Raw genomic sequence first — 26,323 nt, 5'->3', positions numbered from 1 at the left:
ATTCACGAAGACCGCAGTCGCATTTAGGATAGCCGCCCTCCGAGATTTGTGATGCTTTATTGTTGAGTACGCTCCTACAACAATTTGCGACCTGACCTGATAATGCGCTCCTAATTCGTTTGGGCTATGGATTAAATCAGTAAAGCCTATTTGTGCGGATTTTCTCTGAATAGCAACTGTCCATTCACATTTCAGAGAACGTGGACAGCGCCGTTAAACAAATCGCAAGCACTCGGTTATGCCGAACGCACTATCCGATGCTCCGCGAGCGCATTCCGTACGAACGAAAGGCGCGGCGGTCGAGAAATGAATAACGCGTGAAATTAATGCCTTCGCTGGCGATCGCCGGCGCGGGGACCTTCTGCGCCAAATTTGAATCACCAGCAGTAGCGGCGCACTCAATAACTGGAATCGACAACCTAATGAATCGCTCGCTACTTGCAACCACCATCGCCTCCTGCCTCGTCCTGACCGCCTGCGGCGGCGGCGGCGGTGGCGGCAACGTCCGTAGCGACGCGCCGCAGACCACCGTGATCGCACCGACACCGACGACACCGACGACACCGCCGCCGGCAGCGGATCCGCTGCCCAAGACCGCGCCCGCCCCGACGCCGGCCCCGCCCCGCTATCAGGGCGTGGGCAGCAATCTGCTGGTGCCGACCAATGCGGATCTGGCGCAGCAGGCCGGTGCGCGGGGCCAGGGCGTGAAGCTGGCGGTGCTGGACGACAACCTGGTGCCGAGCTACGCGCCGATCAGCGGCAAGGTCGACAGCTTCAACGATTACACCGCCAGCCCGGGCACGCCCGAATCGTCGGCCAATGCCCTGCGTGGTCATGGCACGGTGGTGTCTGCGCTCGTGCTGGGCTCCGCGCAGGACGGCTTTGCCGGTGGCGTCGCGCCGGATGCGGACCTGTTCTACGCGCGCATCTGCGCCGAAAATTCCTGCGGCACCCAGCAGACCCGTCGCGCGGCGGTGGACCTGGCCGCGGCCGGCGTGCGGATCGCCAACCTGTCCATTGGTGCCTCCTACCCCGATGCCGCCGCCAGTGCCAACGCTGCGCTGGCCTGGAAGTACGCACTGACCCCGTTGGTGCAGGCCGATGCGCTGATCGTAGCCTCCACTGGCAACGAAGGGGCGACAGAAGCCTCCTACCCGGCCGCAACGCCGGTGCAGGAAGCCAGCGTGCGCAACAACTGGCTGGCCGTGGGTGCGATCAATATCGATAGCGCCGGCAATGCCGCCGGCCTGACCAGCTACTCCAATCATTGCGGCGCCGCTGCGCAGTGGTGCCTGGTCGCACCGGGCAGCTACACCGCCCCGGCCCTGGCCGGCACCGAACTGCAGGGCCAGATTGCCGGCACCTCGTTCTCCACCGCCGCAGTCAGCGGCGTCGCCGCGCAGGTGCTGAGCGTGTATCCGTGGATGAGCGCCTCCAACCTGCAGCAAACCCTGCTGACCACCGCCACCGACCTGGGCGACCCGGGCGTGGACGCGCTGTACGGCTGGGGGCTGGTCAATGCGGCCAAGGCGATCAAGGGCCCGGGCCAGTTCGCAAGCAACTGGGCGGCCAACGTGACCTCCGGTTACGACAGCACCTTCAGCAACGACATCTCCGGCGCGGGCGGCCTGACCAAGAACGGCGCCGGCAGGCTCGCCCTGAGCGGCACCAACACCTATACCGGCGGCACCAGCGTCAGCGATGGTGTGCTGGCACTGTCGGGCAGCCTGCGTTCGGACGTGACAGTGCTCAACTCGGCCACCTTCGAATCGCGCGGCGGTGTCATCAACGGCAACTACAGCCTGGTCAACTCGACCGGCACCACGGCCATCGAACTGGGCAAGGGCCTCGCCGTCACCGGCCAGGCCAGCTTGAAGGGCAATCTGCTGTTGCTGCCGGAGGCGGCCGGCTACACCGTCGGCAGCACCGAAAAGATCGTCAAGGCGGGCGTCCTGCAAGGCACGTTCGATCGCGTGCAGTACGCCAACAATTTCTTCTGGACCGCGGCACTGTCTTACGACCCGACCACCGTCACCGCGACCCTGACCCGCAATGCCTCCGCGGCCAGCGCACAGGCGGCCGGTGCGCCGCAGTCGGTGGTCAATGGTGCGAACCAGGCCGACGCGCTGGTCAAGGTGCTGGATACGCGGGTCGCCTCGGGCGACACCGACAACCTGGGCGGCCTGATCAGCGCCACCGGTTCGCTGATTGCAGCATCCGATGCGCAGGTTGCCGCATCGCTGCCGACCCTGACCGGCCAGGTGCACGGCATCGAGCGTACGCTGGGCTTCCAGTCCGCGCTCAACGACGCACGTGTGGCTGCCGACCGTCTGCCCTACCTGGCCGATACCACCACGCTGACCACCTGGATGCAGGGCAGCTACCTGGACGGCGATCTGGGCCGTAGCGGTTTCGATTCGGCCGATTACACCCAGCAGGCCACCACCTTCGGCGTGGATCTGCCGATGGGCAACGCCGGCACCGTCGTCGGTGCGGCCGTGACCTCCGGTCAGGACCGTGCGCACATCGCGGCGTCTTCGAGCCGACTGCGCTCGGACCGGTATGCGATGACCGCCTACCTGTATCAGCCGATCGGCCGGGCGTATCTGTCGGCGACCGGTTCGTACGGCATGAGCAACGTCGAAACCGAGCGCAACGTGCAGGCCGGCAGCATCGGCGAGCGCTTGCAGGACCGTCGCCACGACACCAACTGGTCGGCACGCGCGGAAATCGGCCTGATGCCGCAGGCCGGGTTGTCGCCGTTCGTGGCCGCCGGTGTGGTGAACCAGACCCAGGATGCCTTCAGCGAAGCCTCGGTCACGGGTCTGGGCCTGAGCGCGAACAGCGACACCCTGCGCGCAGGCTATGGCGAGGTGGGTGTGCGTGGCCATCTGGCACGCGGCAAATGGGGCTTCGATGGTCTGGTGGCGTATCGCTCGCTGCTGGGCAACCCGAATTCCGGCTTCTCGGCGTGGTTCACCGGCTTGCCGGAAGCGCGTTTCAATGTCGCTGGCGAGCCGGTGTCCAAGCAGTCGCTGCGCGCCTCGGCCGGCCTGCGTTACCAGCTCAACGATGCGTTCTCCATCTACGGCAACGTCGGTGCCGAGCGCGGTCGTTCGGACACCAAGAGCATCAATGCCAACGTCGGTCTGCGCTGGCAGTTCTGAGCGCAGCCGATGCGGCGGTGCTGCAGGTGACGCAAGTGACGCAAGTGACGATGTCACGCACACGGCTGGGTGACAGATAAAAGAAAGGCCCCGGCATGTCCGGGGCCTTTTCGTTGACGGCCGCATGCGAACGCCGGACTGCCAAGCGCTTGGCTGACACGGCGTGCTGCGTGCCGACCACGCGCAGACGATACGAAGGTATATCGATGCGATGTCCATGGACTGGCGAAAACACGCGAAAACCCCTGGTTTCGCGCACGAACGGCTGGCACCATGCACGCCATCGACGCGGCTGCAGCACGCGTTGCAACTGCGTCAGCCCCGATGGCTGGCGCGCAACCTCACACCTGTGGCGATTCGCCATGGGTGCCAGGCGATGCCGATGGACGCCGCTGCCGGCAGCGAGCGTAGATCCCTCGCCGATGCAACCGCGGCCTGCGTTCGCGCATCGCCGACCGCGGGTGCAACGCCTTCCCCCTCCCCGTTCGAGTCATCGCATGCCGTCCCCCTTCCTGCGTTCTACGCTGGCAGCTGCCTGTGTGTGCAGCTTGCTCGCTGGCTGCGGAGCCACACCGCCGCCGGCTGCTCCCTCGCCGCTGCTGATCCACACCAACATGCAGGTGATGGTGCCGGCGCACTCGCCCTTGCGTGCCAGCCTGCGCGTGCAGGCGGTGCGCAGCCGACCCCTCGCCCCGCTGCTGCAGATGCCGGCCGTGATCGAGGTCTTGCCCGAGCGGCTGGTGCGGGTCGTGCCACCGTTGGCCGGGCGCGTGGTCGCACTGCCCAAGACTCTGGGCGACACCGTGCGTGTTGGCGATGTGCTGTGCGTGCTGGATTCTGCCGAACTTGCCAGTGCCTACAGCGATGCCGGCAAGGCGCGTGCCACGCTGGAACAGGCACGTCTGGAACTTGCCCGACAGAAGGCGCTGGCAGCGGATAGCATTTCCGCTGCACGCGATCTGCAGGCCGCGCAGCAGGCCTTCGACAGCGCGCAGAACGATGCACGGGCCGCCAGCGATCGCCTGGCCCAGCTGGGCGTGGCTGCGCAGGCCAGGTCGCATCGGCGCTATGTCGTGCGTGCGCCCATTGCCGGCCGCGTGGTGGACCTGAGCGCTGCGCTGGGCGGCTTCTGGAACGACACAGCAGCGTCACTGATGACGGTGGCCGATCTCTCGCAGGTGTGGCTCACCGCCAGCGTGCCGGAACGCGAGATTGGCCAGGTCTTCGAGGGGCAGCCGGTGACTGCCAGCCTGGATGCCTATCCAGGCCAACGCTTCGCCGGCCACGTGCAACACCTGGATGATTTGCTCGACCCCGCCACCCGCACATTGAAAGTCAGGGTGGCCTTAGAGAACCGCGATGGCCTGCTCAAGCCGGGCATGTTTGCGCGCGCCCAGTTCCAATCGCGTCCCCAACAGGCCCTGCTGGTGCCCGACAGCGCGCTCTTGCAGATGGGACTGTACACGCGGGTGTTCATCGAAACCGCGCCGTTCGTTTATCGCTCGCGCATCGTGGCCACCGGCCGCGCAATGGATGGGTATACCGAGATTCTGTCCGGCTTGAAGGCCGGCGAGCGTGTGGTGATCAAGGACGGAGCCTTGCTCAATGATTGAGTCGATCATCACCACCTGCTTCCAGCGTCGCGGCATCGTCTGGCTGGTCTTCGTACTCATTGCGTTATACGGCACATGGAGCTGGACGCAGCTGCCGGTGGAGGCTTACCCGGACATCGCCGATGTCACCTCGCAGGTGGTCACGCAGGTCCCGGGCCTGGGCGCGGAAGAAGTGGAACAGCAGATCACCGTGCCGCTGGAACGTGCGTTGATGGGCACGCCCGGCCTGCATGTGTTGCGCTCGCGCAGCCTGTTCGCTCTTTCGTTGATCACGCTGGTCTTCGACGATGGGACCGAAGGTTACTTCGCGCGGCAGCGCGTGCTGGAACGCATACAGGCGGTCACCCTGCCCTATGGCGCGATTCCCGGGCTCGACCCGTATACCTCACCCACCGGCGAGATTTATCGCTACACGCTGGAATCGAAAACACGCAGCCTGCGCGAGCTGTCCGACCTGCAATTCTGGACGGTGATTCCGCGCCTGCAGAAGGTGCCAGGCGTGGCCGATGTGACCAACTTCGGCGGCCTCACCACGCAGTTTTCGCTGGCGCTGGAGCCGGACCGCTTGACCCGGTACGGGGTGTCGCTGCAGCAGGTCAAGAGCGCCATCACCAGCAACAACGCCGATGGCGGCGGCAGCGTGATGGACCGTGGCGAACAAAGCTACGTGATCCGCGGCATCGGCCTGCTGCATTCGTTGCAGGACATCGGCAACGTGGTGGTGAGCAGCAGCAATGGCGTGCCGGTCCTGGTCAAGGACCTGGGCGAGGTGCGCTACGACAATGTCGAGCGACGCGGCATCCTGGGCAAGGACAGCAACCCGGACACGATCGAAGGCATCGCGTTGCTGCTCAAGGACAGTAACCCCTCGGTGGCCTTGCAAGGCATCCACAGCGCCGTGGAGGAGCTCAACAGCAGCGCGTTGCCCAAGGACGTCAAGGTGGTGCCGTATCTGGATCGCACCGCGTTGATCGACGCCACGCTGCACACGGTGAGCGCCACGCTGACCGAAGGCATGTTGCTGGTGTGCGTGGTGCTGTTGATCTTCCTGGGTAGCCCGCGCGCGGCGGCGATCGTGTCGTTGACCATCCCGCTGTCGTTGTTGATCGCCTTCATCTTCATGCACCACCTCAAGATTCCCGCCAATCTGCTGTCGTTGGGCGCGATCGACTTCGGCATCCTGGTCGATGGCGCGGTGGTGCTGGTGGAAAACGTCTTGCGCCTGCGCGAAGAAAACAGCCAGCGTGCATTGACGGCACGCGATGCCATCGACGCCACCCTGCAGGTGGCGCGGCCGATCTTCTTCGGCATGGCAGTGATCGGGTGTGCGTACCTGCCGCTGCTGGCATTCGAGCGCATCGAATACAAGCTGTTTTCGCCAATGGCCTACGCGGTGGGCGTGGCCTTGATCGGTGCGCTGCTGGTGGCGCTGACACTGATTCCTGGCCTGGCGTGGCTGGCGTTCCGCACGCCGCGCAAGATGCTGCACAACCGCGTACTGGCAACACTGGGGCAGCGCTATCGCGCAGTGCTGGAACGCAGCGTGGGCCGACGCGGTTGGCTGCTGGCTTGCGCTGCGCTGGCGCTGTGCGTGCTGGCGGTGTTGGGGGGCAGCATCGGCCGCGACTTCTTGCCCTACATCGATGAAGGATCGCTGTGGCTGCAGGTGCAGATGCCGCCGGGCATCACCCTGGACAAGGCCGCCACCATGGCCAATGCCCTGCGCAAGGCCACGCTGGAATTTCCCGAGGTGTCTTACGTGGTCACCCAGACCGGGCGCAACGACGACGGCACCGACTACTGGACGCCTTCGCATATCGAAGCGAGCGTGGGCCTGTGTCCCTACAGGGAATGGCCGGCCGGCATGGACAAGCAGGCATTGATCGCTGCGCTCGGCGCACGTTATGCACGGATGCCCGGTTACACGGTGAGCATGATGCAACCGATGATCGACGGCGTGCAGGACAAGCTCTCCGGCGCGCACAGCGATCTGACCGTGAAGGTGTTCGGCGACGATCTGCAGCAGGTTCGCGGCGTTGCCGATCAGGTGGCCTCAGCCTTGCACAAGGTGCCCGGAGCTGCGGACATCGCCGTGGATGTCGAACCGCCCCTGCCCAACCTGCAGGTGCGTTTCGACCGCGAGGCGGCAGCGCGCTATGGCATCAATGCGGCCGATGTGTCGGATCTGATTTCCACCGGCATCGGCGGCAGCCCGATCGGGCAGATGTATATCGGCGAGAAGAGTTACGACCTTACCGTGCGCTTTCCGCAACGGTATCGCAACGATCCGCAGGCCATTGGTGCGTTGCGTTTGCGTACCGCCGCCGGTGCCGAGATACCGCTCTCGGCGGTGGCCAGCATCACGACCACCAGCGGCCAGAGCGTGATCGTGCGCGAGATGGGCCGGCGCAACATCATCGTGCGGCTCAACGTGCGCGGCCGCGATCTGTCCAGTTTCCTGAGCGATGCGCAGGCCACGCTCGCGCGGCACGTGCACCTGGACCCGCAGCACATGCAACTGGTGTGGGGCGGCCAGTTCGAGAACCTGCAACGCGCCCAGGCGCGCTTGCTGGTGGTGCTGCCGACCACCTTGTGCATCATGTTCGTGTTGCTGTTCGGCGCGTTCGGCAACCTGCGCCAGCCGACATTGGTGCTTGCCGCCGTGCCGCTGGCCATGATCGGCGGATTGGCTGCACTGCACCTGCGCGGGATGACGCTCAATGTCTCCAGCGCGGTAGGTTTCATCGCCCTGTTCGGGGTCGCGGTCCTGAACGCGGTGCTGATGCTCGCGCAGATCAACCGGCTGCGCCAAGACGTGGGCATGTCCTTGCGCGAGGCGGTGGTGGCCGGCGCGCTGAGCCGCATGCGTCCAGTCCTGATGACCGCGACGGTGGCAGCGCTCGGCCTGGCACCGGCGATGCTCGCCACTGGCCTGGGCAGCGATGTGCAGCGCCCCTTGGCCACGGTGGTGGTTGGCGGCTTGGTCACCGCCACGATACTCACCCTGGTGTTGTTGCCATCGCTGTACTACCTGATGGAAGCCTTCGTCGCAACGCGCCAGGGCCGCCAGGAGACGACACCATGACAGACGTTCGCAACGCATTGCTCGCCGGTGCCGTGGCGGTATCGCTCGCCGCCTGCGCAGTGGGACCGGACTTTCAGCGCCCCGCTGCGCCTGCTGCCGATCGCTACACCGCCAACGCGTTACCGGCAACGACCGCAGCCGCCGACGTGGCACATGGTGGTGCGCAAGAGTTCGAGCCCGGGCAGGAACCGCCGGCCGCCTGGTGGCGCGCATTCGGATCGCCGCAACTGAATGCTGTGGTGGAGCGTGCATTGCGTGCCAATCCGGATCTGCAGGCCGCCGACGCGGCGCTCCGCCAGGCACAACAGACGCTGGCCGCACAACGCGGTGTCTGGCTACCGCAAGCGGATCTGCATGTGGATGCCAGCCGGCAACGCGACTCGGTGGTGCCGGCGCCGGATGCCGGCATCGACACACCGTATGCGCTACGCACCGCCCAACTCAGCGTCAGCTATACGCTGGACCTGTTTGGCGGCACGCGGCGGCAAGTGGAAGCGGCCGGTGCGCAGGCACAGGCGCAGCGCGATCAGCGCGATGCGGCGTACCTGAGCCTCACCGCCAACGTGGTGAATGCGGCCATTGGCGAGGCGGCCGTGCGCGCGCAACTGGCTGCTGCGCGCGCGCAGGTCGCCATCGCCGAGCAGCTCTGCACGCTCACCGAACGCCAGCAGGCGCTTGGCGCGCTCGTTACAGCGCAGGTGCTGGCCCAACGCACTGCGCTGGCACAGGCGCAGGCCGCGGTGCCGGCGCTGGAAAAGCAACTGGAACAACAACGGACCCTGCTCGCGATTCTGGGCGGGCAATTGCCTGGCGACGCTGCGGGTGCGGCATTTACGCTGGACACGCTGCAGCTACCGGCGCAATTGCCGTTATCGCTGCCCTCGCGGCTGGTCGATCGCCGCCCGGACATCCGCGCCGCCGAAGCGCAGGCGCATGCTGCCAGCGCATTGATCGGCGTGGCGGCGGCTGCGCGCTTGCCATCGATTACCTTAAGTGCGGCCGGCGGCGGCTCTGCATCCAGTGTCGGACGCATGTTCGCGGCCGGCAATACGCAATGGTCGGTGGCCGGCAGCCTGCTGCAACCGCTGTTCCATGGCGGCGCGCTTGCGCATCAGCAACGGGCGGCCGAAGCTGGCTACGCGCAGGCCATGGCGCAGTACCGCAGCGTGGTATTGAACGCATTTGGCGAGGTTTCCAATGCGCTCACCGCGCTGCAGAGCGACGCGCAGAACCTGCGCGCCTGTGCCGATGCGCAGGCGCTGGCGGAGCGCACGCTGGCGCTGGTGCAACGTCAACAGGCGGTCGGTGCGGTGGGCATGGCAGATCTGCTGCAGGCGCAGCAGGCCTACCAAGGCACGCAGGCCGCCACGGTCCAGGCACAAGCCGCGCGTTACACCGACACCGTGGCGCTGTATCAGGCCCTCGGTGGCGGGCCGTGGTGGTCGCCAGCGGCCCAGACGCAAAAGCCCGCGGTTCCATGAATCACGCGCTGCATCCAGCGCCGGTTATGTAACGGCGGCGCCGACAGCTGAGACAATCGCCGCCATGCGCATGACTTCTCTATTCCGCTCGCCACCCACGCGTACCGACCTGCTTGGCATGGTCGGGCTGGTGGCGGGCATGGCAGCGATTTTTGTGGCCGATACCTTCACCGACTACGCGGTGGCGGCAGCCTTGTTCTATACGCTGGTGGTGCTGCTGTCGGTGCGCCTGCTGACGCGCACGGGTGTGGTGCTGTTGGCGGCCATCTGCCTGGCGCTGATCGTGCTCAGCTTCCATCTCACCCCGGCCGGCAGCTACCGCGTGGGCGTGATCAACTCCTGCATCAGCGCGGTGGTGGTGGCGGTCACCACGTATCTGGCGGTGCAGATGGAAGCGGCCAAGGCCAGCGCACATGCCGCACAGGCCCGGCTGTTGCGGCTCACCCGCAGCGGCAGCATGAGCGGGCTGGCCGCGTCGATCGCGCACGAAGTCAATCAACCGCTGGCCGCCATCGTGACCAGTGGCAATGCCTGCCAGCGCTGGTTGGCGCAGCAACCACCCAACCTGGCCAAGGCCGATGCCGCACTGGAGCGCATGCTCGCCGACGCCGGCCGCGCCAGCGCCATCATCGCGCGCATGCGTGCGCTGGCGCGTGGCGAAGCGAGCCAACGCCAGCCGCTGGATCTGAACCGCACCGTGCTCGACATGATTGCCCTCACCCGCGGCGAAACCGAACGTCATGGCATCGCGCTGTCGCTGGAGCTGGACCCTGCCCTGCCCGCGGTGCTGGCCGATGGCGTACAGATCCAGCAGGTCATCGGCAATCTGTTGCTCAACGCAGTGGAGGCACTGGCCACCTGGCCGGACGAGGCGCGCAGCATCCACGTACGCTCGCACATCGATGGTGCATGGGCATGCCTGTGCATCGACGATACCGGCCCGGGGTTGTCCGACGACGCACTGGCGCATGTGTTCGAGGCATTCTGGAGCACCAAGGACGATGGCATGGGCATTGGCTTGAGCATCAGCCGCACCATCATGGAAGCCAACGGCGGGCAGATCTGGGCCGAGCCGGCCGGTGTACGCGGCGCGCGCTTCGGCTTGCGTCTGCCCCTGGTCGCGACGGAGCGCAGGCAATGAGCGAGCTGGCTCCGGTGGTGTATCTCATCGACGACGATGCCTCGATGCGCGCCGCACTGGAGGATCTGTTCGCCTCGGTCGGCCTGCAGGTTTACGCGTTCGGCACCACCGATCAATTCCTCGCGCATCGGTTGCACGAGGCACCCGCCTGCCTGGTGCTCGACATCCGTATGCCGGGCCAGAGCGGGATGGAGTTCCATCGGCGCATGGTCGACTCCGGCTTTGCCCTGCCCACCATCTTCATTACCGGCCATGGCGATATCGCGATGAGCGTGGAGGCGATGAAGAACGGCGCAATCGAATTCCTGACCAAACCGTTCCGCGATCAGGCCCTGCTGGATGCGATTCAGGACGGCATCCGCCGCGACCGTGCGCGCCGCCAGAGCGAGGCGGTCGCCGCGCAGTTGCGTGCACGTTGGGAGTCGCTGAGTGGCGGCGAGCAGGATGTCACGCGATTGGTGGTGCAAGGTCTGTTGAACAAGCAGATTGCCGCGCGCCTGCATCTGAGCGAGATCACCGTGAAGGTGCGGCGTGGCCAAGCCATGCGCAAGATGCAGGCTGGCTCGTTGGCCGAACTGGTGCGCCTGGCCGAACGCATCGGGCTGTGATGCGCGCGATGTGACCGGTGCGCGAGCGTGCTGTGGTGCATGCCCATGCACGTGCCATCGGCTGGCATGCTGCCGTTGCGACGGTATGCGTGCTCCCGGATGCGCCTGAAGCGGCACCTATGCAGCGCTTTTTCCACTCTCGATGTCATGCATTAAACCTGATCGCCGCACGCATACGAATGCTCAGGTGCGCATCTTGCGATGCGCGCAACAGGCACAGGAATGTAGGCAAAAAAAACGCCCCGGTATCCGGGGCGTTTTTCTCATTCCAGTGTCAAGCACGCCGCAAGACAAGGCTCAGAAGCTTACTCCCCAGGTCACCTGACCACCGTACGCCGTCTGCCCGTCGCCGTTGAGTCCTTGCAGCGACAGTGCCAGCCGGCTGCGTGGCGAGGTGATCAGGCTCACGCCCAGCTCGCCGATGGCCGCGTTCTTGGCCAGGGTGACGCTTTGCACCGAGAACTCCGACCCGGTGCCGACGAAGCCGGCCGAGCGCTGCACGGAACGGTCGCCGAAGGCATGCCGCCAACCTGCCGACGCATACAACGCCGCTTTCTGGCCGAGGTCCCAATGACCACGCATACCCAGCGTGGCGGTACTGAAGGTGTCGCTGGCGCTGTCCACCGACAGGGCGGAGATGCCGCCGCGCTCGGTGAAACCATCGGTCTTCAGGCGGGTGTAATCGGCCGCGATGAACGGGCTGTACACCGCGCCCTCGGTACGCAGATTCCAGGCCGCTTCCACCGACACCGTCACCGCGGTGGCGTCGTAGCTGCCATCCAGGCGCTCTTGGAGCACGCCGGGCAACATCACCCGGCGCGTGCTGTCGACGCTATAGCTGGCGTAATCCACCGCACCTTGCAGCGAGAACGCAGACCAGTCGGCCCGGCCATACACGCCGGCATGCGTGCCATCCACATCGGCACGGTCGCCCCATTCGCGCGACCAGCTCTCGATATCCTGGTTGCCGACCGCAATGCCCACCACGCTGCGTTCGCCGAAGCGACGTTCCGCACCGGCCATCACGCCGTTGTCCTCGCGGCGTACCGACACCGCATTGGCATCGCCATCGACGCGGTTGGGCAGGCTGCGCCCGGTGATCCACACCGTGGTGTCGCCGACCAGCGTGTCCTGGCTGTCGCCACGCAGATGGTTACCGATGCCGCTGTTGAGGAAGCGGCTGTCCAGCAACGCGGTTGCGGTGCTGGCATGGCTTTCGCCCGATAGCGAGGCAAACGCAGTGCGCACCGCTTCCGGGTCGTCGGGCAAACGCACGACGGCCTGATAGATCGGGCTGGTGTTCGGCAAGCCGTCCACAGCCGCCGCAGCGGACTGTTGGTTCGGCGTGGTGACCGCGTCCACCATGCCCACCGTATTGCGCCCGAACGTCACCGACAGCGCCGTGGCGGTGGTGCTCACATTCGGATCGATAAACGCGTAGTCGGAGACGACGTTGGTGAACTGCCCGGTAAGACCGCCGCTGGCGCTGATCACCGGAATCTCCGTAAACAGCGGCAGGTCGGTCGCACGCACCAACGCCAGGGTGGTGCCGGTGGCCACGGTGGCTGCGCCACCGACCGTCACCGGCGTCACCACACCGCCGTCGCCGGGGGTCACCTGCAACGTGGAGCCTGGTGCAAACGTGGCGTTGCCACCGACGCTGATGGTGCCACCGGCACCACCGATGGCGACCGTGCCCGACGACACCAGGCTACCGACACTGCCGCTGCCGGTGAGCGTGCCGCCCGGGCCCACCGTGACCGGCCCACCCAGCGCGGCGCCCGGGTTGGCGGGGTTGCCTACGCTCAAGGTGCCTGCCGCGATGGTGGTCGGACCAGTAAAACCACCGCTGTTTGCGGTGATCAGCAGCGTGCCCGCGCCGTCCTTGAGCAAGCTGCCCGCGCCAGACAGCGTTCCCGCATAGGTGCCATTGCCCGCCTGTTGGAACACCAATGCGCTGTTGTTGGCGATATTGCCTTGCAGGCTGCTGGTATCGCCGATCAATGTGCCCGCGTTGACGGTCGTACCGCCCAGGTAACCGTTGACGCCATCCAGGGTGAGCGCACCGGTTCCGTTCTTGACCAGCACGCCGCTGCCAGTGACGTTGCCGGCGTAGGTCCCATCGGTTGCCTGGTCGAACACCAGCACTGCGTTGTCGACAATGTTGCCCTGCAGGCTGTCGGTCGTGCCGATCAGGCTGCCACTGGCGATGGTGGTGCCGCCGCTATAGGTGTTGGGCGCCACCAAGGTCAACGCGCCGGCACCTTGCTTGATCACGCTACCGGTACCGCTGACCACGCCGGCGAACGCGCCGTCGCTGGCCTGATCGAAAATCAACGTCGCGTTGTCGACCACATCGCCCTGCAAGCTAGTGGTGTTGCCGACCAGGCTGCCGGCGCTGATGACGGTGCCGCCGGTATACGTATTGGCGCCAAGCAATTGCAGCACGCCGCTGCCGGTCTTTTCCAGCGAGCCACTACCGCTGACCGCGCCGGCATACACGCCGCCGGCGGCCTGGTTGAACACCAACGCTGCATTGTTGGTGATATCGCCCTGCAAGCTGGCGGTGTCGCCAACCAGGGTGCCGGCCGCAATGGTGGTGCCACCGGTGTAGCCATTGGCGCCGTTGAGCAGCAGTGCGCCGGCACCCTGCTTGATCATAGTGCCAGTGCCGGTGATCGAACCGGTAAACACGCCATCGGCCACCTGGTTGAACGCCAAGGTTGCGTTATCGACGATGGCGCCTTGCAGGCTTGCGCTATCTCCCACCAGCGTGCCGGCAGCGATCGTGGTGCCACCACTGTAAGTATTGCTGCCGTCGAGCGTCAGCACGCCGGTGTTGGTCTTGATCAGGGTCCCGCTACCGCTGATGTTGCCGGCAAGCGTGAGGTCGGCCGGGTTGTCGACGGTAAGCGCCGCGCCCAGCGTGACCGCGTTGCCCAATGCCGCGGCAACCGCGTTGCCCAGCACCGAATCGCCGGTGACCGACAAGATGCCGCTCCCCAGGGCGCTGTTGCTGGCCACCGCCAGGCTGCCATCGCTGAGCACCGTGCCGCCGGCATAGCTGTTGTTGCCGCTGAGCGTGAGCGTGGACGTGCCGTTCTTGATCAAGCTGCCTGCACCGCTGATCGCACCGGTCAATGCCAGATCGTTGCTGCCCGGCAGTGTTAGCGCGCCATCGAGCACCACCGCGTTGCCGAGCGCCAATGCTTGGTTGGTATCGAGCGTGGTGCCCGCTGCGGCAGTCAGCGTGCCGGCGCCCAGCGCTTGCGCATTGCCCAACACCAGGCTGCCGCCGCCGAGCGCGGTGCCGCCGGTGTAGGTGTTGGCACCAGACAGGACCAGCGTGCCGGTGTCGAGCTTCTGCAGGGTGCCGGTGCCGCCGATCGCGACATCGATGGTGCCGGTCACGCCGGGGTCGACACGGATGATGGTGGTCGCTGCATTGGCGCTCAATGCGCCACCGCCTGCATCGCTCAGCACATAGCCATCGGTGATGAATTGCATGCCGGTGATGCCCTGGGTGCCCTGCACGCCCACGTTGCCCGCGGCGCCTGCGAAGACCGCAAAGCTGTTCTGCCAATCGCTGTTGGTCAGCCCATCGACCGACGTCCAATTGGTGGCGCCGGCGGTCCACACGCCGGTGCCGCCATCGGCACTGCCGTTGGCGACGGTCTGCGCGCCATCCCAGAACTGCACGTTGCTGCCAGAAGCCGACAACACCACATTGACCTGCTGCGCCAGCGAGGTCTGCAGCGTGAGCTGGGTGGGGTCGACCGTGCCCGGCAGTGTGCCGAAACCCATGCCATTGTTGGTCAAGGTGCCAGTGTAATCGATCAGGCGATACACGCCGGTGCCGAAGCCGCCGATGTCGGTGATGTTGAGCGTGCCATCCAGCGTGAGGTCGCCGTTGACCGCAAGTACCCCGGTCTGGCTGGGAATTCCCAGGAACGCATCCAGCGTGGCATTGGACGCGATGCTCAGGCTGCCGGTGGTCAGCAGCGCACCGCTGGTCACCACCAGGCGGCCACCGTCATTCACCGTGACCGCGGCGTTGACCACGCCGCTGCCGCTCAACGTGCCGCCGGTGCCCACGGTGACGCCACCGGCACTGCCCAGCGTGCCATCCACATCCAGCGTGCCCGCCGTGACCTGCGTGGTGCCGCCGATCGCGCTGCTGCCGGTGAGTTGCACGGTGCCGGTGCCGATTTTTTCAAGATTGCCGGCATCGTTCAGCCCACCTGCCAAGGTGCTGCTGACATTGCCAACGCCCAGTTGCAAGGTGCTGCCACCCTGGATCGCGACATTGCCCAGGCCGGTCACGCTGCTCAACGCGGTATTGCTGCCGAGCGAGAGCCCTGCCCCGGCCGCAACATCCACGCTGGCGGTCGTCCCCAACGTGCCGGTGGCGGTGGTGGCAAGCACGCCGCCCTGTACCGACACCGGGCCACTGAACAGGTTGCTGCCAGACAAGGTCAAGGTACCCAGACCTGTCTTGGTTAGCGCGCCCGCGCCACTGAGCACGCCGGTCAACGCCAGATCATCCGCACTGGCGATGGTCAGGTTGGCGCCCAGGTTGACGTTGTTGCCCAGGGCCAGGGCGATGGCATTGCTCAACGTCGCATCGCCCAGCACCGACAGGCTGCCGGTGCCGAGCGCGGCGTTGCTGCCCACCGCCAGCGTGCCGGCATTCAACACGCTGCCGCCGAGATAGCTGTTGCTGCCACCCAGCGTGAGCGTGGAGGTGCCGTTCTTGATCAAACTGCCGGCACCGCTGATGGCGCCGGTCAGTGCCAGGTTGTTGCTGCCGGGCACGGTCAATGCACCATCGAGCACCACCGCGTTGCCGATCGCCAACGCTTGGTTGGTATCGAGCGTGGTACCCGCTGCGGCGGTCAGCGTGCCGGTGCCCAGCGCTTGTGCATTGCCCAACACCAGGTTGCCACCGCCGAGCGCGGTGCCACCGGTGTAGGTGTTGGGACCACTCAGCACCAGCGTGCCGGTGTCGAGCTTCTGCACGCCGCCGGTGCCGGTGATGGCCACATCGATGCTCGCCGTGGCACCCGGGTCGACGCGGATGGCGGTCAACGGGTCGGTCACCGCCAGTGCACCCGCGCCGGCATCGGTCAGCTGATATCCATCGGTCACGAACTGCAAGCCGCCGATGTTCTGCGTGCCCTGCACGCCCACCGTGCCCGCCGTACCGGAAAACACTGCGAAGTCGCCTTGCCACGCGCTGTTGGCGCTACCGTCCTGGCCGGTCCAGTTGGTGGCCGCACCCCATGTGCCGGCGCCGCCATCGACAGTGCCATTGGCCGTGGTCTGCACACCATCCCAGAACTGCACGATGCTACCCGGCGCGGTCACCACAAGATTGAGTTGCTGACCGATGGCGGTCTGCAGGGCGAGCTGGCTGATGTCCACGCTGCCCGGAAACAGGCCGATCAGCATGCCGTTGTTGGTGAGCGCACCGGTGTAGTCGATCAAGCGATACACGCCGGTGCCGAAGCCGCCGAGATCGGTGATGTTGAGCGTACCGTCCAGGGTGAGATCGCCATTGACGGCCAGCAAGCGGGTTGCGCTCGGCGCGGCCAATGCCACGTCGACAAACGCGCCGGGTGCCAGCGTCAACGCGCCCACACTCAACGACGAGCCGCTGGTCAATGCAAGCCTGCCACCATCGCTGATGGTCACGGCCGCACCCACATTACCGGCGGCGCCGGTGCCGGTCAGCGTGCCGCCCGATGCGACGTTCAATGCGCTGGTGCCGAGACTGCCGACCACATCGAGCGTGCCCGCACTGACCTGCGTGCTGCCACCGATCGCACTGGTACCGAGCAAACGCACGGTGCCGGTCCCCGCCTTGTCCAGGTTGCCGCCACCGCCCAGGCTGCCGGCGAAATCGCCGCCACCCAGCTGGAGCGTGGCGCCGGCATCGGTATCGACACCGCCCGCACCGCTGAGCGCGTTGATCAGGCCGCCGTTGGCCAGATTCAACAGCGCGCCTGCCGCGACATCGACAGTGCTGGCGTTGCCCAATGCAGCCGCAGTGCTGGCCACCACGGTACCCGCCTGGATCGCCAACGGGCCGGTGTAGCCGTTGTTGCCGCTCAAGGTCAGCGTGCCGAGGCCGGTCTTGATCAGGCTTCCGCTTCCGCTGATGGCACCGCTGGCCAGCATGTCTGCGGCGTTATCCACGGTGAGCGCGGCGCCCAGCGCGATGTCGTTGCCCAGCGCCACGGCGACGGCATTGCGCAATACCGAATTGCCGAGCACCGACAGGCCGCCGCTACCGAGCGCATTGTCGGCTCCCACCGCGATGGTGCCTGCGGTCAGGCTGGTGCCGCCGCTGTAGCTGTTGTTGGCAGTGAGCGACAGTGTGGTGGCGCCGTTCTTGATCAGGCTGCCGGTGCCGCTGAGGCTGCCGTTCAAGGCCAGATCGTTGCTGCCGACCAGCGTCAGTTGATCGTTCAACACGACGTTGTTGCCTACCGTCAACGCGGCAACGGCATCCAGTTCGGCAGGGCCGTTGACCAGCACGTCACCCGCGCCAAGCGCCGCATTGTTCCCAAGCACCAGCCTGCCTGCGTCCAGCGCAACGCCGCCGGTGAAGGTATTGGCGTTGCTCAACGTCAAGGTGGCGTTGCCCTGCTTATCGATACCACCGATGCCACTGAGCACGCCGTTGAGCGCAATATCCTGCGTGCCAGGCAGGGTCAACGTGCCATTCAAGGCGACTGCATTGCCCAGCGCCACGGCGGTGCTTGCCTCCAGTGTGGTACCGCCTGCGGCGGTCAAGGTGCCCGCGCCCAACGCCGTATTGCTGCCAACCAGTAACGACCCGCTCTGCAATTGCAGCCCACCGCTCCAGGTGTTGTTGCCGTTGAGGGTCAGCGTTTGCGCGCCTGACTTGATCACGCTGCCGGCGCCATCGATCGCGCCGTCGAGCGTGAGGTTTTGTCCATCGATCGTCAGCGCACCGTTGGTGGTGAGCGCGTTCTGCAAGGTCACCGCAGCCGCTGCGGTGAGCGCCGTGCCGTTGGCGGCAGTGAGTGCCCCGCTACCGAGCGCGGTATTGCTGCCCACGGCCAGGGCGCCGTCGTTCAACACGGTGCCGCCGGCGTAACTGTTGTTTCCGTTGAGCGTGAGCGCTCCGGTGCCTTGCTTGACCAGGCTGCCGGTGCCGCTCACGGTGCCGGTCAAGCCCAGGGTGTTGTTGCCGGTCAACGACAACGCACCATTCAGCACCACGTCGTTGCCAAGCGTGGTTGCCGCGGTGGCCTGCAGTTGCGTGCCGCCGGCCGCGGTCAACACACCGCTGCCCAGTACCGCGCCGCTGCCGATCGACAAGCGACCCGCGTTGAGATCCACGCCGCCAGCGAAGGTGTTCGCGCCGGTCAGCGTCAGCGCTGCAGCGCCGTCTTTGATCAGGCCACCGATGCCGCTGATGCCACCGGTGAGGGTCAGGTCCTGGCTGCCGCCCAGTTGCAGATCCGCATCCAGCACCACGTTGTTGGCCACCACCCGTGCAGTGGTGCTATCGAGCAGGCCGCCACTCACGTTCAGGCCGCCCGCCCCGAGTGCGCCATCGCTGCCCAGAATCAGGCTGCCTGCCGTCAGACGAGTGCCGCCGAGATAGGTGTTGTTGCCGCTGAGGGTCAGGCTGGCAGGGCCGAGTTTGTCCAGGCTGCCGGCGCCACTGATGCCTCCGGTCAGCGTGAGCGCGTTGCTGCCACCCACAGTGAGCTGCCCTGCCAGTGCAATTGCATTGGCAAGCGTGCTCACTGCCGCGCTGTCCAATGTCGTGCCAGCCGCTGCGGTCAGGGTCCCGCTACCCAGCGCGGTATTGCTGCCCACCGTGAGCTTGCCGGTGTTGAGCGCGGTGCCACCGGTATACGTGTTGTTGCCGCTAAGCGTGAGATCGCCGCCGGCCTTGACCAGGCTACCGGCACCGCTGATGGCGCCGCCCAAGGTCAACGCTTGCGCACCATTGACGGTCAGCGCACCGGTGCCCAGCGTCACTGCGTTGCTCAGCGCGGCAGCGGCGGTGTTTTGCAAGGTCGCAGAACCTGTGACATTCAACGCACCGGTGCCCAGTGCGGTGCCGCTGGTCACCTGCAAGGTGCCCGCGTTGAGGCTGGTGCCGCCGGTGTAGGTATTCAGGCCAGCCAGCGTCAGCGTCCCGCCGCCAAGTTTGTCCAATGCGCCGGCGCCACTGATGGTGCCGGTGAGACTCAACCCGTTGCCGCTACTGCCGACGCCCAAGGTTCCAGTCAGCGCAATCGCGTTGCCCAGCGTGGACGCGGCCGTGGCATCGAGCTCACCACCGCTGGCGACGAGCGTGCCCGTGCCCAGGGCCGCATTCGAACCGACCACCAGCCGCCCGGTGCTGAGCGTGGTGCCGCCGGTGTAGGTGTTGGCGTTGGTCAGCGTGAGATCGCCGGTGCCGCTCTTGATCAAACTGCCTGCACCGTTGATGGCACCGCTGAGCGTCAGCGCTTGTGTGCCGGTCCAGTTCAACGGCGCAGCGAGGCTGATGCCATTGGTCACGGTCAATGGCGCAGTGGTACTCAGGCTGGATGCGCCGGTGACATTCAATGCGCCCGTGCCGAGCGCGGACGCGGTACCCAGCTGCAGCGTGCCCGCTGCGAGCGTGGTGCCGCCGCTGTAGGTATTGGTGCCGCTGAGCGAAAGCGTCCCGGTGCCGATTTTATTGACACCGCCAACGCCGGCCAGCGTGCCGCTCAAGGTCAATGCGTTGCCGCTGGCACCCAGGCCCAGCGTATTGGTGAGCGCAACGTTGTTGGTCAGGGTCAGCGGCGCAGTGTTATCCAGCAAACCGCCTGCCGCCGTGACCGTGCCAGTGCCGAGCGCACCGGATGTCTCCAGCAGCACGCTGCCGGCACCCAAGGTGGTGCCACCGCTGTATGTATTGCTGCCACCCAAGGTCAGCGTGCCGGCGCCAACCTTGTTGAGCGTCCCGGTGCCACTGACCGCCCCTCCGAGTCGCAGCGCGTTTGCGCCTCCAATACCAACCGTGTTGCTCAGCGAAAACGCATTGGCCAGGTTCACCGCGGCACCTGCCAATACGCTGCCGCCGGATGCGGTGACCGTGCCGGTGCCCAAGGCGCTGTTGGCACCCACCGTCAACGCGCCATTGACGAGGTTGACGCCACCGCTGAACGTGCTGGTACCGGTCAGCGCCAGTCCGCCGGTGCCGGTCTTGGTCAATGCGCCGGTGCCGGTGATTGGGCTGCCGACGGTCAGGTTATTGGTGCCCTGTACGGTCAGGCCGCCCGCGCCAAGCGCAATGCCATTGGTCGGTGCAAGGGTCAGGCCTGCAGCCGTGGCTTCGAGCGTGCCGCCGTTGGCGGTGATGGTGCTGCCCAACTGCGCAGCATTGGCGAACTGCAGCACGCCGCCATTGAGCGCGCTGTTGGCGAAGTTGCTCGCGCCGCCCACCGACCAGGTGCCGCTATTGACGCGCAAATTGCCGAAATTGATGTATTGCGCAGTGCTCAACGTCCCGGTGCCGGCGCTACCGCTGCCGGTTCCGACTGCAGAATTTTGCAGGATCAGCGTGTTGTTTCCGCCCAGGCCTCCATCCACCACACCGGTTTGTGCGAAACTCAGCAGACCGCCGGGGCCAAGCAATTCCAGTGCAAGCCCCCCGCCGCTGTTGACGCTGCCACCGGTGACTGCAGTGAAGCTGTTGGTGCTGCCCGCCCCCATCGAAACACTGCCGTTGATGGTGCCCGAGTTGACGAACGTATTGCCGGTGGCCGAACTTTGAAAGCCCGCCCGTCCGTTGATGGTGCCGGTATTGACCGCGTTGACGGTGCCTCCACCGGTCACTGCGATCACCGGCGTGTCAGGCCCCAAAATCGACAGCCCTAGCAACGGGCGACTATCGATCACGCCGGCGTTGTTGATCTGCACCGTCCCGTTGCTGGCCGACGTCAGCCCCAGCGCCATGCCGTCGAGATTGAGCAGATTGGCGCCGAGCAGGCCGCCAGTGCCGTAGAGCGTGCCGCTGGCAAAGTTGTTGACGGTGACTGCAGTGGAGCTGGCATTGCCCATGGTCATGCCGCTGCTCAGTACCGAGAGCAGCCCAAGCACGGAAGGGTCGATGGTGCCGGCGTTGTTGAGTGTGGAATTGGTACCGCTCAGAGCGATGGCGGTGCCGCCCAACAAGCCTGCGGTCATCTGGCTGCCGGAGGCGACATTCACGGTCAGGTTATTGGCGCTACTGGAAAAGCTGTTACTGGTGACCAGCGTACCCGAGCAGGTGACTGTAGCGCCCGCCGCGGGGATGGCCGGCGTGCATGCGCCCCAGGCCAGCATTGGTGCGGCGGCCCCCAACGCAAGGACCACCAGGGCCGGCAAATGACGACGGGTAGAGCCAGGCTTGCGACGCCGACGCACCAACTCATGCGTCACCACCCAATTACCAATGGCTGCGTTCCAGACCAGCGCAAATGCACGATTCATTTGAATTCCCCCTGATTGCCGAGCAGAGACCAGCGCGCACCCATGCACGCACCTCCAAAGACGGGATTGGAATGACGGTAGATCCGGTTTAAAGAATCCAGGCCAGTTCAACAGTAAGGCTAAGAACCAGAAGCCCCTAAATAAGGAAGAGTTCGGTTAATACCAATACTGAATTACTGCGACGCTATATTAATAGGCGAATCAATCGACCTAAAACTGTGTCGAATATCACTAAGCTTGAACTCATCCACCACACTCACCGATTCTGTGAACTGATTTGCTCGTGCTCGTTAATTGCACTTTCGCGACCTCATCAGTAAAAGCTCACGATGCACGAACCAACTGCTTCACTAACAAAACAGGAACTTACCGACTTTTTCAAAGGCACCGACTGGATGAGGCTGGATTATTAAAACCAGGCTGATGCGTCGTTAAAACTCGGCGCAGTAGTGCCTTGTAACAATCGTTTTCAGTGAAACTTGCTGCGTCGCAAAAGTTCGATACATGCGCTTGCAGACGCTCCCGCCAATTTATGAGTTCGCTTTTATGAGTAAGACCACTGCACCGGTCGACACCGATTGGGGAGTGCGGTATTTGTATAACTCAGGCGCAGCGGCAGCAGTTATTGTCGGGGCTGCCAGCTTGTTTACCGCGTGGAACTACCCCAACGCTGATAGGGAATGTACGAATCGTGCAGACCTCATCACCTATCGATGACCCCGGTTTGTTTCTAGTAGCGGTGCAGTGTGATCTTCGACACGGAACCTGACGCCATGACGCTAGCCCCGGACGACAAACCGCAGGATCGCCACTTCGACTGGTCAGGCGTGCCGATCGACCTGGGTGGCATGGAGCCACTCGAGCAAATCGCACGATTGCTTTGCCATGCCCTGGTTTCGCCGGCTGCTGCGCTGACCATCACCGAGGGCGGGCGCCTACGCGTGCTGGCAGCGCGTGGTATCAGCAGCAGTCATGTCGAGCAGGCGATGGAGTTGTGCCAGCAGGTTCCGGCAGCGCCCAATGGCGTGACCGAGTTGATCGAGCATGCAACGCTTGCGCAAATCAAACTGGGCGATGCCGCCTTCCCCGGCTTGCCCGCGCGCTTTATCGCCTGTGTGCCGGTGGGTGCCCCGCAGACAGGCATTTCCGGCACCCTGTGCGTGATCGACACACGCGAGCGCCGGCTGGCGAGCCAGGAGCACCAGCAACTGCTGATGTTCGCCAATGTGGCTGCCGCACAACTGGAATTGCAGTTCGGTGCAGGCAGGCGCGAACCGCATAGCGGCTTGCTCAATACGCGTCAGCTGCAATCGGATCTGGACGCCCTCGCCTTCGGCAGCCATAGCGTGCCCACCATTGCTGCATTTATTGAGGTCTACGATACCCAGGCCGCCAACGAGGCGCGCCAGGCGCTGGGCATGCAGCCGTTGGAAGAATTGGTTCGCCACGCCAGCTATGTGTTGACGCGCGCCTTGCGCGGCAAGGCGACGGTGTACCACGTGGCCTCGATGCGCTTTGCGTTCTTCCTGCTCAACTCCGCGCCGGACGAGATGGAAGACCTGCTGCTGGATCTGCGCGACATGCTGCTCAAGCCGGTGGATGCCGCCGGCGTACCGATGTCGCTGACCTTTCATGCCGGTGTGGTGCGCTTTGCCCCGCAGCAGCCGGACACCAACGACGTGATGCGCAAGGGCTTGGTGGCGCTGGGCGATGCCATCAATAACCATGCCATCGTGTGCTGGTATAGCGCTTCGCACGACGATGCGATCCAGCGCTCCTACCGCTTGGCACTGGATGCCGAACAGGCACTGGACGCTGGCGATTTCCGGCTGGTGTTCCAGCCTCGCATCGATCTTGAAGACCTATCGGTGACCGGCTTCGAGGCGTTGCTGCGCTGGCATCATGCCAGCCTCGGCCCGATTGGTCCCGACGAGTTCATCCCGCTCTTCGAAAAAACCGCACTGATGTGCACGGTCACCAATTGGGTGATCGAAAGCGCCTTGGTACAGCTGGCGAAGTGGCGTGCCCAGGGCCTGGATTTTTCTATCTCCATCAACCTGTCGTCGCGCGATTTCGGCAACATCAATCTGGCAGCGGATGTGATCAACCGCTGCAAGGATCTGGCGATTCCCACCACATGCATCGAGCTGGAGATCACCGAAGGGCGCTGGCTGCGCAGCAATGTCGAAGCGGTGCCGCGGCTGCGCGCGTTGCGCGATGCAGGCGTGAGCGTGGCCATCGACGACTTCGGCACCGGTTATAGCAATTTCGGCTATCTCACCGAGTTGCCGGTCAATGTGCTCAAGCTGGACCGGTCGCTGGTGACTGGCATCGCCACCAAAACCGGCATGCAGATGCGCGCCGAGGCGGTGGTGCGCCTGGCCAATGCATTGGGTTATCGCACAGTGGCCGAGGGCATCGAGCACGCCGATGAGATTGCCTTGCTGCGGAGTTGGGGATGCGATGAAGCGCAGGGGTATCTGCTGGCCAGACCCATGGAAGCGCATCTGGTGGCCGATTACGTCAAACACACCGCGGCGGTGCAGCGCCTGCCGTAACGCCGCGGCGGCGCGCGGAGCCTGCCGGACAGGCAATCGCACCGCGCCGCTGTGCGGTTGCATACACGATGCCTGGCAATGCGATGCACGTCCAACCTGTTGCCTGCAATGCAGCGAGGCCCGCTCAACTGAGATCGTGCAGGTCCTTGCCTGACGGCGCACTCAGTGCCCAATCGGAGAACCGCACCTTCAGTCCGGCGCGCTCGGGCGTGCAGCACATCGGCCCGACCAGATAGGCGTTTGCTATCGGGAATGGACATAGCCGCACCAACGGCCAGTGACGGCCGTCCGCAGAGACCTGCAGGCGTAGCACACCGTCGGCAACCGTGGCACGGATCCAGAAATCCTTGGGGTCGGCTTCGTAAGGACCAGTGGCCCAATCCGATACCGGGTTGGTCAACACGCTGCTGAGCATGGCACGCCCGTCGCTGAGTTCGATCCCGGCCTTGACCCAGTGCCGCTCGTCCACGCGCACCATGATGCCGGCCTGGTCGTACAAGGCTTCGTACTGCGCGCGCACACGCAGCTGCGCGGTGAAGCCTGCGCCGGCCTTGATGCCCAGAAAGTGCCCGCTGTCGCGGGTGAACCCGTAGTGCGTCTTGCGCCAGAAGTCGGTCGCCTGGTCGGTCACCACATCCAACGTGTCGCCGTTGATAGCGAATGTCTTCGGCCGGTTGAGCCAGGTTCCGGCGTGCCAGCTGCTGTCCTGCGCCATGGTGTTCCTCGGGTTGGTCTGTTGTGCAAACGCGCCACCACTGAGCGTCAACCCGACCACGCCAGCCAACACGCGCCTGCGTGCGCCATTGAATGCAGCGTGTTGCATGGATCTGCGCTCGTGCAATTTATGAAAGCGTAGTTTACGCGCTGTACGCGCAAGGCCGCATGCGTGCGGCCCGTCCTCTGCTGGCCATGCAGGCAACGCGCCGGTCCATGCTGCGACGATGCACGGCCGTGCAGACGCGTCGCACACATGCGACGTAGCCGCAGAACCCTGGCCCGAATCCGCACGCGAGCAATCGCTGCGCGCGGCGTACAGGGATTTGCCGGCCAACCCTGCCGCGTACGTGCCTGAGAGCGGCTAACACAACGCAGCGAACAGTCGTCAGGTAGGCGTGGACGGCGCGGAGAAACCGGCGTGTACGCGTGGGACATGCCGGCTCCGAGCACCGGCAGCGCCCGCCTGGCGGCTGCACAGTCGTTTTGTCAGCTGCACTGAGTGCCCTGCCCTCAGTGCTGCGCCAATGCGTAGTCGATTGCCGCGCAAATTGCCGCGACCTGCGCAGCGTTGCATTGGTCGGGTGTGGCGCGCGGGCTATCCGGATAGACCTCGGTGGTCGTGCGATACCGCGCATCGGTGACACCGGCGCACAGGCCCAGTCGCCGCACCGGATAATTGATGACCCCATGCCCCACCACCGGTGCCCCGATGAGCCGCCCATCCGCATCGGCGGGCGCGATATGCGTCACCTCGGCCACCGCCGCGATCACCGCCTGCTGGAAGGCGGACTGCGGATCTTCACTGTCGCCCACCAGATAAAACCCGTCCGGGATGCTTCCCGGCACAAACACCGCACCGTCGCGCGCCGCCAACGCTGGGCGAAACTCGCTCTCGTCGCTATCGGTGGTTTCGTGCAGGTCGATATGCACCAGCATTCGCCCGGGGGTCGCAGCCACCACCCGCATCAGCGCAGCCAACTCTTCGGCCGGGCTGTTGTTGCGAAACGCGCGATTCGGATCCACTGCATCGGCATTCCAGCGCTGGATGCGCTCATAACCCCATGGGTTGATGCACGGCGCCACCAGTACATTGCAGCTGCCTGCGTAGTCGGCAGCACGTTGCTGCAGGAATTGCAGCGCACCTTGCACGCCGCTGGTTTCGTAGCCGTGCACGCCTCCAGTAACCAACACGCATGGCAGGCTGTCGTCCCACTGCTCGCTTCGTAGTGCCAGCAAGGGATACTCCCCTTGCGCATGGGCAATGGTGCCGTACTGCACGCGCTGGTATTGCTCGGCCAGGGTGGCGATCTGCTGCACGACATCGTCCGCATAACTGCGCTGCTGCAGCTGGCGTGCGCGCCACATGGCGCGTTCCGGCTCGCCCCACGGTTGCCCGGGCGTGCCGATCGGATACGTTGGGTTGGTCGTCATTGCAGACACCGGTGCGAGGAAAGCGCCAAGG

At 65.2% G+C, this 26,323-nt stretch carries 10 protein-coding genes and 1 other RNA gene; 7 read left to right on the top strand and 4 right to left on the bottom strand.

Annotated features, from left to right (window positions below; translation table 11 throughout):
• The first annotated feature begins 422 nt into the window (after positions 1 to 422).
• The 6 genes from J7360_RS05845 (at position 423) to J7360_RS05820 (ending at position 11,095) form a co-directional block, all read left to right on the top strand.
• Complete coding sequence (locus tag J7360_RS05845) at positions 423 to 3,167, top strand: S8 family serine peptidase (protein WP_209033433.1); 2,745 nt, start codon at positions 423 to 425, stop codon at positions 3,165 to 3,167.
• Between the two features lie 497 nt (positions 3,168 to 3,664).
• A complete protein-coding gene (locus tag J7360_RS05840) occupies positions 3,665 to 4,780 on the top strand; it encodes an efflux RND transporter periplasmic adaptor subunit (protein ID WP_057661288.1) in 1,116 nt (371 codons plus the stop codon).
• Positions 4,773 to 7,865 (top strand): CusA/CzcA family heavy metal efflux RND transporter, encoded by a 3,093-nt coding sequence (locus tag J7360_RS05835; RefSeq protein WP_057661290.1) that lies wholly within the window; start codon positions 4,773 to 4,775, stop codon positions 7,863 to 7,865. Before J7360_RS05840 ends, J7360_RS05835 begins: the two co-directional genes overlap by 8 nt.
• A complete protein-coding gene (locus tag J7360_RS05830) occupies positions 7,862 to 9,346 on the top strand; it encodes an efflux transporter outer membrane subunit (RefSeq protein ID WP_057661292.1) in 1,485 nt (494 codons plus the stop codon). The genes J7360_RS05835 and J7360_RS05830 overlap by 4 nt, the downstream gene beginning before the upstream one ends.
• A 118-nt stretch (positions 9,347 to 9,464) precedes the next feature.
• A complete protein-coding gene (locus J7360_RS05825) occupies positions 9,465 to 10,487 on the top strand; it encodes a HAMP domain-containing sensor histidine kinase (RefSeq protein ID WP_050780423.1) in 1,023 nt (340 codons plus the stop codon).
• Entirely contained in the window at positions 10,484 to 11,095 is a 612-nt protein-coding gene (locus J7360_RS05820; RefSeq protein ID WP_007970314.1) for a response regulator, read from the top strand. Before J7360_RS05825 ends, J7360_RS05820 begins: the two co-directional genes overlap by 4 nt.
• 297 nt (positions 11,096 to 11,392) lie before the next feature.
• On the opposite strand, the gene J7360_RS05815 is transcribed toward J7360_RS05820, so the two are convergent.
• On the bottom strand, positions 11,393 to 21,586 hold the full coding sequence (locus J7360_RS05815) for an autotransporter-associated beta strand repeat-containing protein (RefSeq protein WP_209033431.1): 10,194 nt from the start codon (positions 21,584 to 21,586) through the stop codon (positions 11,393 to 11,395).
• A 746-nt stretch (positions 21,587 to 22,332) separates the two neighbouring features.
• On the opposite strand from J7360_RS05815, the gene J7360_RS05810 reads away from it, so the two are divergent.
• The gene (locus tag J7360_RS05810; RefSeq protein WP_042674995.1) at positions 22,333 to 24,144 is read left to right on the top strand and encodes an EAL domain-containing protein; all 1,812 of its coding nucleotides are present in this window, start codon (positions 22,333 to 22,335) and stop codon (positions 24,142 to 24,144) included.
• Between the two features lie 124 nt (positions 24,145 to 24,268).
• On the opposite strand, the gene J7360_RS05805 is transcribed toward J7360_RS05810, so the two are convergent.
• The 3 genes from J7360_RS05805 to J7360_RS05795 form a co-directional block, all read right to left on the bottom strand.
• Complete coding sequence (locus J7360_RS05805) at positions 24,269 to 24,967, bottom strand: DUF1349 domain-containing protein (RefSeq protein ID WP_057661296.1); 699 nt, start codon at positions 24,965 to 24,967, stop codon at positions 24,269 to 24,271.
• A 253-nt stretch (positions 24,968 to 25,220) separates the two neighbouring features.
• Positions 25,221 to 25,296: non-coding RNA, sX9 sRNA (locus J7360_RS05800), on the bottom strand.
• Between the two features lie 75 nt (positions 25,297 to 25,371).
• Positions 25,372 to 26,292, bottom strand: coding sequence for a M14 family metallocarboxypeptidase (locus J7360_RS05795; protein WP_057661297.1), 921 nt, complete (start codon positions 26,290 to 26,292; stop codon positions 25,372 to 25,374).
• Positions 26,293 to 26,323: the final 31 nt, after the last annotated feature.

It is taken from the genome of Xanthomonas sp. D-99 (assembly GCF_017746145.1).
In the GTDB taxonomy this organism is placed as follows: Bacteria; Pseudomonadota; Gammaproteobacteria; order Xanthomonadales; family Xanthomonadaceae; genus Xanthomonas; species Xanthomonas cissicola.
The sequence above is the reverse complement of the archived record's forward strand: the minus strand, read 5'-3'. Positions and strand labels throughout refer to the sequence as shown.